General features: G+C 47.9%; 11 protein-coding genes. 6 read left to right on the top strand and 5 right to left on the bottom strand.

The window, feature by feature from the left end:
• Positions 1–180 precede the first annotated feature (180 nt).
• The 3 genes from H3L97_RS09300 to mltG all read right to left on the bottom strand — a co-directional run bounded on the left by H3L97_RS09300 (position 181) and on the right by mltG (position 2,362).
• Positions 181–888, bottom strand: coding sequence for a TIGR02117 family protein (locus tag H3L97_RS09300; RefSeq protein WP_097113273.1), 708 nt, complete (start codon positions 886–888; stop codon positions 181–183).
• A 63-nt stretch (positions 889–951) separates the two neighbouring features.
• Entirely contained in the window at positions 952–1,203 is a 252-nt protein-coding gene (locus H3L97_RS09295; RefSeq protein ID WP_097113272.1) for a BolA family protein, read from the bottom strand.
• Between the two features lie 166 nt (positions 1,204–1,369).
• A complete protein-coding gene (mltG, locus tag H3L97_RS09290; protein WP_097113300.1) occupies positions 1,370–2,362 on the bottom strand; it encodes an endolytic transglycosylase MltG in 993 nt (330 codons plus the stop codon).
• A 543-nt stretch (positions 2,363–2,905) separates the two neighbouring features.
• Between mltG and H3L97_RS09285 the strand changes: the two genes are divergently transcribed.
• Complete coding sequence (locus tag H3L97_RS09285) at positions 2,906–4,816, top strand: ATP-binding cassette domain-containing protein (RefSeq protein WP_097113271.1); 1,911 nt, start codon at positions 2,906–2,908, stop codon at positions 4,814–4,816.
• A 70-nt stretch (positions 4,817–4,886) separates the two neighbouring features.
• Here H3L97_RS09285 and metF read toward each other — a convergent pair whose 3' ends face one another.
• Together metF and H3L97_RS09275 are read right to left on the bottom strand one after the other, a co-directional pair.
• Positions 4,887–5,735 carry a methylenetetrahydrofolate reductase [NAD(P)H] gene (gene metF, locus H3L97_RS09280; protein ID WP_097113270.1) on the bottom strand — a complete coding sequence of 283 codons (849 nt, stop codon included), beginning with the start codon at positions 5,733–5,735 and terminating at the stop codon, positions 4,887–4,889.
• A 168-nt stretch (positions 5,736–5,903) separates the two neighbouring features.
• The gene (locus tag H3L97_RS09275; protein WP_097113269.1) at positions 5,904–7,028 is read right to left on the bottom strand and encodes a peptidoglycan DD-metalloendopeptidase family protein; all 1,125 of its coding nucleotides are present in this window, start codon (positions 7,026–7,028) and stop codon (positions 5,904–5,906) included.
• Positions 7,029–7,264: 236 nt separating this feature from the next.
• Here H3L97_RS09275 and H3L97_RS09270 point away from each other — a divergent pair, with 236 nt between their 5' ends.
• The 5 genes from H3L97_RS09270 to H3L97_RS09250 all read left to right on the top strand — a co-directional run bounded on the left by H3L97_RS09270 (position 7,265) and on the right by H3L97_RS09250 (position 12,700).
• Positions 7,265–8,590, top strand: coding sequence for an MFS transporter (locus H3L97_RS09270; RefSeq protein WP_097113268.1), 1,326 nt, complete (start codon positions 7,265–7,267; stop codon positions 8,588–8,590).
• 255 nt (positions 8,591–8,845) lie between these two features.
• A complete protein-coding gene (locus H3L97_RS09265; protein ID WP_097113267.1) occupies positions 8,846–9,214 on the top strand; it encodes a CidA/LrgA family protein in 369 nt (122 codons plus the stop codon).
• The gene (locus H3L97_RS09260) at positions 9,211–9,912 is read left to right on the top strand and encodes an LrgB family protein (protein ID WP_097113266.1); all 702 of its coding nucleotides are present in this window, start codon (positions 9,211–9,213) and stop codon (positions 9,910–9,912) included. Before H3L97_RS09265 ends, H3L97_RS09260 begins: the two co-directional genes overlap by 4 nt.
• A 353-nt stretch (positions 9,913–10,265) precedes the next feature.
• On the top strand, positions 10,266–11,468 hold the full coding sequence (gene trpB / locus H3L97_RS09255) for a tryptophan synthase subunit beta (protein WP_097113265.1): 1,203 nt from the start codon (positions 10,266–10,268) through the stop codon (positions 11,466–11,468).
• Between the two features lie 77 nt (positions 11,469–11,545).
• On the top strand, positions 11,546–12,700 hold the full coding sequence (locus tag H3L97_RS09250) for a hypothetical protein (RefSeq protein WP_143269083.1): 1,155 nt from the start codon (positions 11,546–11,548) through the stop codon (positions 12,698–12,700).
• The last annotated feature ends 22 nt before the right edge of the window (positions 12,701–12,722 follow it).

Genomic DNA, 12,722 nt, shown 5'->3' with positions numbered 1-12,722 from the left:
AATAGGACAAGTGTAGGGTGCAACTTGTTGCACCATTTTCCTGATAAAACATGGATTTGGTGCAACAAGTTGCACCCTACATGGCGTCCCAAAAATAAAAATTTCTGCAAGTCTAAACAGGGCAGATATGAAATCTGCCCCTACGAATTGAGTTTTGCAAAAGTTTCAGGCTGCCTGAAATCATTTTTCCCTATTGTGATGATGTTGCACAATATGGTGGGCGAATGGTGTCCATTTGACCGCAGGTAATTGGCTGTTTTTCAGCCGAGCGTTTGTCCATGTGTTGCAAGTGTTCAACAGGCTGTAACGCCCATTGGCTTCGTAAAACGCATCGTTTGAACCGTAGTGGTGGTGGGCAATCAGTCGTGTTTTGCCGTGTTCATCGCGTTGAAATGTGGGCAAAATTTCGTTGAGTAATTGCCGATATTCCGTTTCGCTGATGTGCAACTGGACAACGTGTTCACTGGGTGTGGGGGCTTGGGCGTGGTAGCTGATGTGCAATGCGCTGCCGTTTAATCCGAATGCGGCTTTGAGTGCGGTGCTGGCGGTTAAATCTGCCCATGTGGGGGTGTTGAGATAAAAACCACGGTCGCCCCAGCCTATGCCAATGTATTGGGCTTGGGTTTGCGTGCCGCCTGCTGTGTCTTGCGGATTGACTTGGCTGTGCCAGTCAAACACGTCATGGCGCATGGGCAGGACGATGTCGGAATGCACCCCATTGCTGACGATGAAAATGGCGATGTTTTGCTTGTGGCTGGGGGTGCGTGTTTCGTTGGCGGTGGTGTTGCCCAAAAGCCAAGCGGCACCCAAATACAAGGCGGCAAACAGCGCAAAATTTGCCAAAATCAATAAGAGAAAGCGTGCGAAACGTTTGAAAATGGGTGGCATATTCTTGATTTCAGAAAATTCAGGCAGCCTGAAATTTGCGGTTCAGGCTGCCTGAAATGGGTTTTAGGCTTGCTGTTTGGCAGCCCATTCGGCTGGTGTGGCGGCTACGCTGATGGACAGGGCGTGCAATTCATTGCTGGCGAGCTGCTCTGCCAAACCGTCTTTGATTAAACGATGACGCGCCAAACGCATTTTGCCTTCAAATGCCGATGACACGATGATGGCAAAAAAGTGATGTCCATCGCCTTCCACTTCAATGTGTTGGCAGGGAACGATGTTTTCAATCAGGGCTTGGACTTGTTGGGGGTGTAACATGGTGGTTCCTTATTTTATTGAAAATCAATGGGATTGGGGTTTCAGGCTGTTTTTCATTGCCCTAAAAAAGTTTTTGCCTTCGGCGATTTACTTTTAAACAAGTAAGCCAAATAAATTCAAGCTGAACGGTTTGTGTTTCAAAAAACATTTCAGGCTGACTGAAAACTCATTTTTTCAAAATGTATTTGCGAACGGCTTCATTGTGTTCGCTCAAAGTTTTGCTGAATTGGCTGCGACCTGTGTTGTCCATGCGTGAAACGAAATAGATGTATTCCGCATCGCTGGGGTGGGCGGCGGCTTCCAAAGCGGCACGGCTGGGCAGGGCAATGGGGGTGGGGGTGAGACCTGCGCGTGTGTAGGTGTTGTAGGGGGTATCGCGTTCCAAATCGGCGCGGCGGATTTTGCCTTGATAGGCATCGCCCATGCCGTAAATCACGGTGGGGTCGGTTTGCAAGCGCATACCGATAATCAGGCGATTGCGGAACACGGCTGCCACGTCTTTGCGGTCATCGGGGTGTCCTGTTTCTTTTTCCACAATGCTTGCCATGGTCAGCAGTTCATAGGGGTTTTGATAGGGCAAATTGGGGGCGCGATTTTCCCAAACCTGATTGAGCTGCTTTTGCATATTGCGGTAGGCTGCCTGAAAAATCTGCAAATCGCTGCTGCCCACATCGGCTTCGTAGCTATCGGGAAAAAACAAGCCTTCGGGGTGAGACGATGGCGCGTTGGCATCAAGGGTTTGCAACAATTTTTCATCAGACCAATTCAGCGTTTCATGGCGCAAATTGGGGTTTTCGTTTACGGCTTGGCGCAAATCTTTAAAACGTTTGCCTTCCACCACGCGCACCACGGTGGTGTCGGGGCGTTGTTGTAAATGTTGCAACAAATCCCAAGTGGAAATTTGTGCAGGCAGCTTGTAATTGCCCACGCGCATTTTGTTTTGCATATTTTGTGCATAAGCCGCCACGCGCATGGCTAACGCGCTGTGTATCACTTTATCTTGTGCCAAACGCTGGCTCACTTGCGCCAAACCTTGACCTTTTTCAATGCGAACGCGGTAATTTTCAGGCACGGCAACGGGCGCAAACATCGCCCACGACAACATCGCCGCCATCACAATAAAAGGTATCACAAAGCCCAATAAAACTTTTTTAAACATAATCGCTCGTTGTAACCGAAAGCGCGAAGTATAACAAATTTTGGGTTTTTTGGATTCAGGCTGCCTTACCGTACGCGACAAAAAATAAAAAGTAAGCCAAATCAACCAAAAAACGAGGTTTACTTCCATTTCATTTAACGTGAACTCGGGATAAGTCACTGTCAATTTGCCAACAAACCTGCCCTCTCTCCCTATGGGAGAGAGTTGGAGAGAGGGCTTGTTGAGCAGCATACCCTCTCCCCAGCCCTCTCCCACAGGGAGAGGGAGCAAAGTTACTTCCATTTATCAATCACTTTTATACCGAAACCGCGTTATTTAAATGACTTCATCTTTTCAGGCAGCCTGAAATGTTTTTTGAACCACAAACCGTTCCGCTTTAATTTATTTGGCTTACTTTTTTAAAAAGTAAGTCGCCGAAGGCAAAACCGTTTGTTATCGCGTACTTGAATAAGGCTGCCTGAAATATGAAATCGGTTTCTTTTTTCAGACAGGCTTTTTTTGCTACAATTCGCCCAAATTCAATCACACAACAGGTCATCAATCATGAGCATTTTGGCATTGGAAAACGCCAGTTTCGCGGTCGGACACGTTCCGCTTTTGGACAAAACCTCGTTTCAACTCAATCAGGGTGAAAAAGTCGGCTTGATTGGGCGCAATGGCGCGGGCAAATCATCGCTGCTGAAAATTTTGGCAGGCGTGCAAAAATTGGACGATGGGCAAATCATTGTGCAAAACGGACTGAAAATCGTTTATGTGCCGCAAGAAAGTTTCTTTGAAAATCAAGATACTGTGTTTGATGTGGTGTCGGCGGGATTGGGCGAGTTGCGCGATGTGTTGCGCGAATATCATCGCGTGAGTTTGGCTTTGGAACAAAACCACGATGAAAATTTAATCAGCCAACTCAACGATTTGCAAAACCAAATTGAGGCGCAAAACGGTTGGCAATTTGACGCGGCAATCAAGCAAACAATCGGCGAACTTGGGCTGCCTGAAAATGAATTGATTGGGAATTTGTCGGGCGGACAAAAAAAGCGCGTGGCTTTGGCGCAAGCGTGGGTGCAAAAACCCGATATTTTGCTGCTGGACGAACCGACCAACCATTTGGACATTAACGCGATTATTTGGCTGGAAAACCTGTTGCAAGGCTTTTCAGGCAGCATGGTGGTGATTACCCACGACCGCCGTTTTTTGGACAACATTGCCAAGCGCATTGTGGAATTGGACAGGGGCATTTTGCGTTCGTACGAAGGCAGTTTCCGCCAATATTCGGAAAAAAAAGCGCAAGAATTGGCGGTGGAAGCCGAACACAATCGCCTGTTTGACAAATTCCACGCCCAAGAAGAAGTGTGGATACGCAAAGGCATTGAAGCGCGGCGCACCCGCAATGAAGGGCGCGTTCGCCGTTTGGAAGAATTGCGTAAACAACGTGCCGCGCGGCGTGAGCGCGTGGGGCAAGTCAATTTCAAACTGGACGCAGGCGAAAAAAGCGGCAAAATCATTGCCGAATTGGAAGACGCGAGTTTCCATTATCCCAACAAAAAAATCATGGAACGTTTCACGACCGTGATTCAGCGTGGCGACAAAATCGGCTTAATCGGTGCAAATGGTGTGGGCAAAACCACGTTTTTAAAGCTGATTTTGGGCGAATTGCAGCCGACTTTCGGCAAAATCCGCTTGGGCAGCAAGCAGGAAGTGGCGTATTTTGACCAATTCCGCAGCGCGTTGAATGAAAACGACACGGTGTTTTACACCTTGGGGCAGGGCAACGATTTTGTGGAAGTGGGCGGCAAGAAAAAACACGTCATGAGTTATTTGGAGGATTTTTTGTTCCACCCAGCGCGGGCGCAATCGCCTGTGTCATCGCTGTCGGGCGGTGAGCGCAATCGTTTGCTGTTGGCAAAATTGTTCACGCGCCCCGCCAATATTTTGGTGTTGGACGAGCCGACCAATGATTTGGACATTGACACGCAAGAATTATTGGAAGAATTGTTGCGCGATTACGCTGGCACGGTGTTTTTGGTGTCGCACGACCGCGAATTTTTGGACAATGTGATTACGCAAAGCATTGTGTTTGACGGTTCAGGCAGCCTGAAAGAATATGTGGGCGGCTATCAGGATTATGTGGACGCCAAACAGCGCGAAGACAAAATTCAGGCAGCCGTGTTGCCCAAAAATCAAACTGAAAATCAAGAAATTAAGGAAAAGCCGAAAGCCAATCGCACGGTCAAATTGTCATACAAAGAGCAACGTGAATTGGACGCGCTGCCCGATGAAATTGCGGCTTTGGAGGCGGAGCAAGCCGCATTAGCCGAACAGTTGTCCAATCCCGATATTTTCAAAGATTACGAAAAAGCTGGCAGCCTGCAAAGTCGTGCCGAAGAAATTGAATTGATTTTATTGGAAAAATTGGAACGTTGGGAAGTGTTGGAACAGAAACAAAATGGGGTGGTGTGATTTTCAGGCTGCCTGACAGTACACGACATTTTTTTGCCTTTTAAAAAAATATTTCAGGCAGCCTGAAAACTCAATAGCCCAAACGCTGACAAATGGTGGAAACCAAACCTGCCTGATTGAGCGTATAAAAATGCAAGCTGGGCGCACCTTCGCGCAACAAACGTTCACACATATCCGTTACCACGTCCAAAGCCAAGGCTTTAATCGCCGCCGTGTCATCGGCATACGATTGCAATTTCAGGCGCAACCAGCGCGGAATTTCCGCACCACAGGTATCGGAAAAACGCGCCAATTTGGTAAAGCTGGCAATCGGCATAATCCCTGGTACGATGGGAATGTCCACACCGCGCCCTTGCACATCGTCCACAAAACGGAAATAGGCATCGGCATTGAAAAAATATTGTGTTAAAGCCGAATCCGCGCCCGCTTTCACTTTGCGAACAAAGTGGTTCAAATCGTCTTCCGCGCTGCGGGCTTGTGGGTGAAATTCGGGATACGCCGCCACTTCCACATGAAAATCATTGCCGTGTTCGTTTTTGATTAACTCAACCAATTCATTGGCATAGCGCAAGCCATCGCCACCAAAACCAATGCCCGATGGAATGTCGCCACGCAATGCCACAATGTGTTTTACGCCCATGGCTTTGTATTCATTCAATAAAACTTTGATTTCATCTGCCGTCATGCCAATGCAAGGCAAATGCGGTGCGGCGGCAATGCCTTCTGACAAAATGTCTTGAATGGTTTGCAGCGTGCCTTCGCGCGTGGTGCCACCTGCGCCCGATGTGCATGAAAAAAAAGCAGGATTAAACTGGCTTAATTGTTTGCGCGTGATAACTTGTTTGGCGCGTCCTTGCTCGGTGCGGGTGGGGAAAAATTCAAAGCTCAGTTTTTTTTGATGTTGATGTGGGGCGTTCATGGTGTTTTTCTTTCTGATGATGTGGTTGCTTGCGATTGTACAAGCAGAGTGTGCATGAAATAAATTGAAAAATCTTGCCAATTTGTATCAAAATAATTCATGTTTCAAAAACAAAACACGCATGAACAATGAGATGGTGTTCATGCGTGTTTTTCAGGCTGCCTGAAATCAGAATTTCACAAAACGACTTGGGTCCACAGGCGTACCGTTTTCGCGTACTTCAAAATGCAGTTTCACGCCATTGCTGGAATCGGTTTGACCCATTTTCGCAATCACTTGACCGCGTTTAACCGATTCGCCCTCGCGCACCAACAAAGAATCGTTGTGTCCGTAAGCGGTTAAGTAGGCAGGCGTGTGCTGAATGATGACCAAATTGCCATAGCCACGCAAACCTGAACCACTGTACACCACTTGACCAGCCGCCGCCGCTACCACGTCTTGACCGCGTGTGCCAGCAATGTCCACGCCTTTGTTGTCGCCACCAAATGAGCGGGCAATTTTACCTGCCGTTGGTGCTTGCCATGTGATGTTGGCAACATTTTGCGTGGGCAAAAAGCTGTCGGTGTTGGGTTTCGTGGTGGGCGTGTTGTTTGCCGCAGGTGGGGTAACAACAGGCGCAGTAGGTGTAGGTGCAACAGCCACCACAGGTGCGCTTGTTGTTGCAGTTTGGGTTGTTGTTACCGCAGGGGGTGGGGTAACAACAGGTGCAGTGGCTGTTGGAACAGGCGCAGTTGGCACAACAGGTGCCGTAACCGCATTCACAACAGGCGCAGTCGGCACTGTTACAGGCGTGGTATTGCCGACTGTTTTACCACTCCCCGACTTTACGCGTAAAGTCTGACCAATGCTGATTGTGTTGCCCGATAAGCCATTTAATGAGCGCAAAGTGTCTTGGCTGATGCCATAGCGTTTGGCAATATTGTAAACCGTATCGCCTGCCTGAACGATGTGTGTGGCAGCAGATGTGTCCACAGGTGAATAGTTGGGCACATATTGACCGCCCACGCGACCGTATTGACCATTACCCACAGCCGCAGTGGGAACGTAAGGTGCAGGGGGTGGGGTGTAGGTGGCAGGTGCGCTTGGGGTGTAGGTGGTGCCGTAGGGATTGCCTGCAATCGCGCCATTCACGGCATTGTTCACATCATTGATGCCTGTGTTCAATGCGCCTGTTACTTGATTGTAAGCACCTGTTCCTGTGTTTACAGGCGCGGCGGCTTGTTGAGCAGCACAGGCACTCAATGCCAGCGCGGCAGAAATTGCCAGCAGTCGTGCATTCCATTGTTTAAACATGATATTTGAGCCTTAATTATGAGAGTGAAAAAAACGATGTAAAAAACAGGCGCAATCATAATCAAAATAAATCGGTTAGACAAGTTTTCCGCATACGCGCGGTGGTGTTCAGGCTGCCTGAAAACAACAGTACCTCATCTTTATTTTAAAAAATGTAAAATTGCTTTAAATCTTGACTTTTTTTGTCATGGTGTTTAAGGTTTGCGTTTTCTTTTGTATTGATTTCGGATTTGACGATGAGCGGAACACAAAATTTACGCAACAATCCTTATAAAGTTGCCATCGCGTCCATGATAGGCACGGCGATTGAATTTTACGATTATTACATTTACGCGGCGGCGGCGGTGTTGGTGTTCAACAGCCAATTTTTTCCCAAAGATGATGATGGTGCAGCCATGTTGTTGTCTTTGTCCACGTTGGCGTTGGCGTTTTTTGCGCGACCTGTGGGTTCGGCATTGTTTGGGCATTTTGGCGACAAAATTGGGCGCAAAAAAACCTTGGTTGCCTCATTATTGACCATGGGTTTATCTACGGTGGCGATTGGTTTGCTGCCCAATTATGAGCAAATTGGTTTGCTTGCGCCCATTTTGTTGTGCATTTTCCGTTTTGGACAAGGCTTGGGCTTGGGCGGCGAATGGGGCGGTGCGGCTTTGGTTGCCACCGAAAACGCGCCCGAAGGCAAACGCGCTTGGTTTGGTACGTTTCCGCAGTTGGGTGCGCCCATTGGTTTGTTTACGGCAAATGGCGTGTTTTTTATCATCAGCTCTGTGATTGGTCATGACGCGCTGGTGGCGTGGGGTTGGCGCATTCCGTTTGTGGCATCGTTGATTTTGGTGATTGTGGGCTTGTGGATGCGCATGACTTTGCACGAAAGCCACGTTTACAAAGAAGCCGAACAACAAGGCAAAACCAAAGATGCGCCTGTTAAAGAAGTGTTTAAAAACCACATGAAGCCGATTTTGCAAGGCACTTTCATTATGGTGGCAACTTATGTGTTGTTTTATTTGATGACGGCATTTGCCCAAGTTTATTCGCGTGGCAAACCTGTGCTGTCTGAATATGGACACGCCATGGGTTTGGGCATTCAACCCAATACGTTTACGGGCTTTTTGTTGATTGGTGCGGTGGTGTTTGGCATTTTTACCAGCGTATCGGGGGTGTATGCCGATAAAATGGGTCGCCGCAAATTTTTGATTATTGTAACCAGCGCGATTATTGTGTTTGGTTTGTGCATGCCGCTTTTCTTGCAAAACGGTACGCCAATGAGCGTGTTGGCATTTTTAATCATTGGTTTGGCGTTGATGGGTTTGACCTTTGGCCCGATGGCGGCATTGCTGCCTGAACTGTTCCCCACCGAAGTGCGCTATTCGGGCGCATCGTTGGCATACAATTTGTCGTCTATTGTGGGTGCGTCCATTGCCACTTTGGTGGCGATGAAGTTGAATCAGCATTATGGCATTATTGGCGTGGGGATTTATTTGGCGGTAAACGGTGTTTTAACCTTAATCGCTTTGATTTCCACCCACGAAACCAAAAATGTGGATTTGATTGCCATGAAATGATGTTTTTTTCAGGCAGCCTTTCAGTACACGACATTTTTTGATATTGCCACAAACCTGCCCCCTCCCCCTATGTAAGGGGGAGGGCTGGGGTGGGGGTTAGAAACGCAAAGAGCCACCCCCACCCTAACCCTCCCCCGCCAGCAGGGGAGGGGACAGGTTGCAGACAGCCTGAAAGATTTTTGTCGTGTACTGTAAGGCAGCCTGAAAACGGCTGCCTGAATCCCCCTTGTTTTTATTCAACCCCATTTTCATCTGATGATACGCGCATTTACCATTATTTTTGCTTGCTTGGCATCTGCCGAATTGCTGATTCACATGACCGCAATCAAGCTGCCGCCGAGCATTTTGGGTTTACTGTTTTTGTTTACGCTGCTGCAAACGGGCAAAGTGAAGGCCGAATGGTTCAAACCCATTACCGATTTTTTGATGCAAAATCTGATGTTGTTCATCATTCCACCCTGTGTGGCATTGGTACAATATCTTGATTTATTGGCAAAAGACGCTTGGGTGATTGTCATTTCATCGTTCACAAGCAGCCTGTTGGTGTTGTTTGCCACCGCCAAAACCCACGAATGGCTGCGTAAACGCCAAGCCCATTCACAAGCCAATAAGGAATCAAAATGAGTTCAAACACTTATGTGGCAGCCAGCCCTTTTTTGATTTTATTGCTGCTGGTGTGTGTGTATTGGCTGACCGTTACCATACGCAAACGCACAGGCAATCCCTTTGTCAATCCCATGCTGTTTGGCACGATTTTTTTCATTGTTTACCTGAAATTAACCGACACCCCATACAGCGAATTTGAAAAAACAGGCAAACTCATCGGCTTTTGGTTGCAGCCTGCTGTGGTGTGTTTGGCGATACCGCTTTATTTGCAATGGCAAAAAATCCGCGCCCAATGGCTGCCGATTATCGCCTCGCAAGTGGTGGGTTGTGTGGTGGGCATCGTGTCGGGCGTATGGATTGCCAACGCCTTGGGCGCAAGCCGCGAAGTGAGCGTGGCACTGGTTGCCAAATCCGTAACCTTACCCATTGCCTTGGAGGTTACCCAAGTTTTGGGTGGTGTGCCAGCCGTGAGCGCGGCAGGCGTGATTGTGGCAGGCTTAACAGGACAAATGGTCGGATTTGCCGCCATGAAATACGGCATACACAATCCCATATCCAAATCGGTGGCGCAAGGCACGGCATCGCACGCCATAGGCATCGCCACCTGCTTGGAAAAAAGCGGACGTTTTGCCGCCTACGCCACATTGGGCTTGATTTTAAATGGCGTAATGACCGCCTTTCTCGCACCGTTGATTGTGCCATTTTTAGCCATTTGAGCCATTTTCAGGCAGCCTGAAAGCGCAAGCTGCCTGAAAACAAAGTCCTTTAATTGTTCTGAACGTGGCGTTGCGCCGCCACACCCACGCTTTTCGGTGCTTGGCACATCACATTTTGCAGCCAGCATTTTCTTGATAAAATTTCCATTGCATTTTTGATTTGCCGCACCCCGTCCCCTCTCTCAATGGGAGAGGGTTAGGGAGAGGGTAAACCGTTCAGTTTCTGGCACGTTTTGCCCTCACCCCAGCCCTCTCCCACAGGGAGAAGGGGTAAATGTGGTGGCACGTTTTATTTTCAGGCAGCCTGAAACCCCATTTCCCATTCCATTCCCCTTATCCGAAAGGAACAAAATATGCAAAACTACCAAGCCCCCAATGAACAAGGCTTTTTTGGCGAACACGGTGGCGTGTACGTTGCCGAAACCCTTATCCCCGCCTTGCAAGAACTCGCGCAAGCCTACCAAGAAGCCAAACAAGACCCCGAATTTTGGGCAGAATTTCACCGCGATTTGGCAAACTATGTCGGTCGCCCCAGCCCCGTTTACCATGCGGCAAGGCTGTCTGAAAAATTGGGTGGCGCACAAATCTGGCTCAAACGCGAAGATTTGAACCACACAGGCGCACACAAAGTGAACAACACCATCGGTCAAGCCTTGCTCGCCAAACGCATGGGCAAAAAGCGCGTCATCGCTGAAACAGGGGCAGGACAACACGGCGTGGCAAGCGCAACCGTAGCCGCCCGTTTTGGCATGGAATGCCACGTTTACATGGGCGCGGACGACATTCAACGCCAAGCCCCCAACGTGTTCCGCATGAAATTATTGGGTGCGAACGTGGTCAGCGTGGACAGTGGCAGCCGCACGCTCAAAGACGCGATGAACGAAGCCATGCGCGAATGGGTGGCGCGTGTGGACGACACCTTTTACATCATCGGCACAGCAGCAGGTCCTGCGCCTTATCCCGAAATGGTGCGCGATTTCCAATGCGTGATTGGCAACGAAGCCAAAGAACAAATGCTCAAAGCCATAGGCAGGCAGCCCGATGTGGCGGTGGCTTGCGTGGGTGGCGGTTCAAACGCGATTGGTTTATTTTACCCATATATTTCAGAAACTTCGGTGCGTTTGATTGGCGTGGAAGCAGGCGGACACGGTGTACACACCCCCGACCATGCCGCGCCCATTACATCGGGCGCACCGATTGGCGTGTTGCACGGTTTCCGCAGCTATTTGATGCAAGACGAAAACGGTCAAGTATTGGGAACGCATTCGGTTTCCGCAGGTTTGGATTACCCTGGTATTGGACCCGAACACAGCCATTTGCACGATATTGGGCGCGTGGAATACCATGCCGCCAATGATGAAGCCGCTTTGCAAGCCTTTGATTTATTGTGCCAATATGAAGGCATTATTCCTGCGTTGGAAAGTTCACACGCGCTGGCGTGGGCGGTGGAAAATGCCCCGAAAATGGGCAAAGACCAAGTGATTTTGGTCAATTTGTCGGGGCGTGGCGATAAGGACATCAACACCGTTGCCAAATTGAAAAACATTGCGTTGTAAAAATAGTCAGGCAGCCTGAAATGTGTTTGAGCGCATTTTCAGGCTGCCTGAAATCCATTTTTACGAAAGGAAAAGCCATGAATAAAATACAAAAAATCGCTTGCTTGATTGGCATGATGGTTTTGCCAATGGGTTTGGCGGTAGCTGCACTTGATACAGCCACAGACCCCATACCCATTAGATTTGTCAATATGTTCAAGCTCACACTTTCGATTGCCGCAATTTATTTTATATTGCGCTTTGCTTATTTCAGACACAGTCTACGCTTGCATCACAATAATCAAATCACTTGGTTTACAATTCTTTGTAATTTTTTCTTATTGTTTGTGGACTTTTTCTTTCTCGCATCGACATACCTCGCTGTATCTTCATTTAGAGAAGAAGTTAAAAAACGCCAATCTCAAAACACCACGCCAGAAAACCGAATTATCCTTAATCAAGCACAACAAATTGCGGGCATTACCATGCCAGCAGGAACAGTACTGGAAACTGACACCAACATAAAACGCACACAATCTGACCCCAATCGGTTTATTTATGCCACATTTCCACAACCCGTAATTTGGCATGGTATCCCGATAAAAAGCATAAAACGACAACTGTATCTGAATCAAAAATGGGCAAATGCCCCTATGATTGAAACCCAGCCCGCTCAAACTATGGCAATAGGAAAATGGCTGTGCGATGAATTAAAATGGCAATTTCAACAAGAAAGCGTAAACAAAATTCCCTACACGCAATCGGCTGAACCTTATGTTTATTTACATACTTGTTTCTTAAAACAAGGGCAAACTGTTTCACTGCCTGCTTTTCAAACCACTTTCTCCGTAAAAAGCATTGAAAGACCAAATGACACATTCACAGGTGTCAAACAAGGCTTATGGCTAGCAACATTATCAAGAAACCCAGACCATTCACAAAATGACGATATGGATTTTTATCCGTTCAATGTTATGGTGGACAGTAATCAAGTGATACATTATTTTTTCATTGAATTAAAAAATGCACCTGATAAATATTGTGGCTTACCCGAAGGTACACTATTGGCATGGCGAAAATCTGAACCAGATGTCATTCAAGTGGTCAGTAACCCGCAATACATTCCACAAGCTTGTTGGGGTAAAAAATTGCAAGTGGTTTCCGTTGATGAAATGCAAAAAATCTTGCCACAATACGATTCATACCATTTCAAATATGCGAAAAGGCGTTTTAAACAAACATCAACACAATAAAAATTGGGGTTCAGGCAGCCTG

Origin of the sequence: Alysiella filiformis (genome assembly GCF_014054525.1) — a bacterium.
Taxonomy (GTDB): Bacteria; Pseudomonadota; Gammaproteobacteria; order Burkholderiales; family Neisseriaceae; genus Simonsiella; species Simonsiella filiformis.
This window is presented reverse-complemented; position numbering and strand designations above follow the sequence as displayed.

Bases quoted from the DNA above. Each gene is read 5' to 3' on its own strand.
- H3L97_RS09270 (WP_097113268.1), top strand. From the start codon at position 7,265: ATGAGCGGAACACAAAATTTACGCAACAATCCTTATAAAGTTGCCATC.
- H3L97_RS09275 (WP_097113269.1), bottom strand. From the start codon at position 7,028: ATGTTTAAACAATGGAATGCACGACTGCTGGCAATTTCTGCCGCGCTG.
- H3L97_RS09300 (WP_097113273.1), bottom strand. From the start codon at position 888: ATGCCACCCATTTTCAAACGTTTCGCACGCTTTCTCTTATTGATTTTG.
- H3L97_RS09285 (WP_097113271.1), top strand. From the start codon at position 2,906: ATGAGCATTTTGGCATTGGAAAACGCCAGTTTCGCGGTCGGACACGTT.
- trpB (WP_097113265.1), top strand. From the start codon at position 10,266: ATGCAAAACTACCAAGCCCCCAATGAACAAGGCTTTTTTGGCGAACAC.
- H3L97_RS09265 (WP_097113267.1), top strand. From the start codon at position 8,846: ATGATACGCGCATTTACCATTATTTTTGCTTGCTTGGCATCTGCCGAA.
- metF (WP_097113270.1), bottom strand. From the start codon at position 5,735: ATGAACGCCCCACATCAACATCAAAAAAAACTGAGCTTTGAATTTTTC.
- H3L97_RS09260 (WP_097113266.1), top strand. From the start codon at position 9,211: ATGAGTTCAAACACTTATGTGGCAGCCAGCCCTTTTTTGATTTTATTG.
- mltG (WP_097113300.1), bottom strand. From the start codon at position 2,362: ATGTTTAAAAAAGTTTTATTGGGCTTTGTGATACCTTTTATTGTGATG.
- H3L97_RS09250 (WP_143269083.1), top strand. From the start codon at position 11,546: ATGAATAAAATACAAAAAATCGCTTGCTTGATTGGCATGATGGTTTTG.
- H3L97_RS09295 (WP_097113272.1), bottom strand. From the start codon at position 1,203: ATGTTACACCCCCAACAAGTCCAAGCCCTGATTGAAAACATCGTTCCC.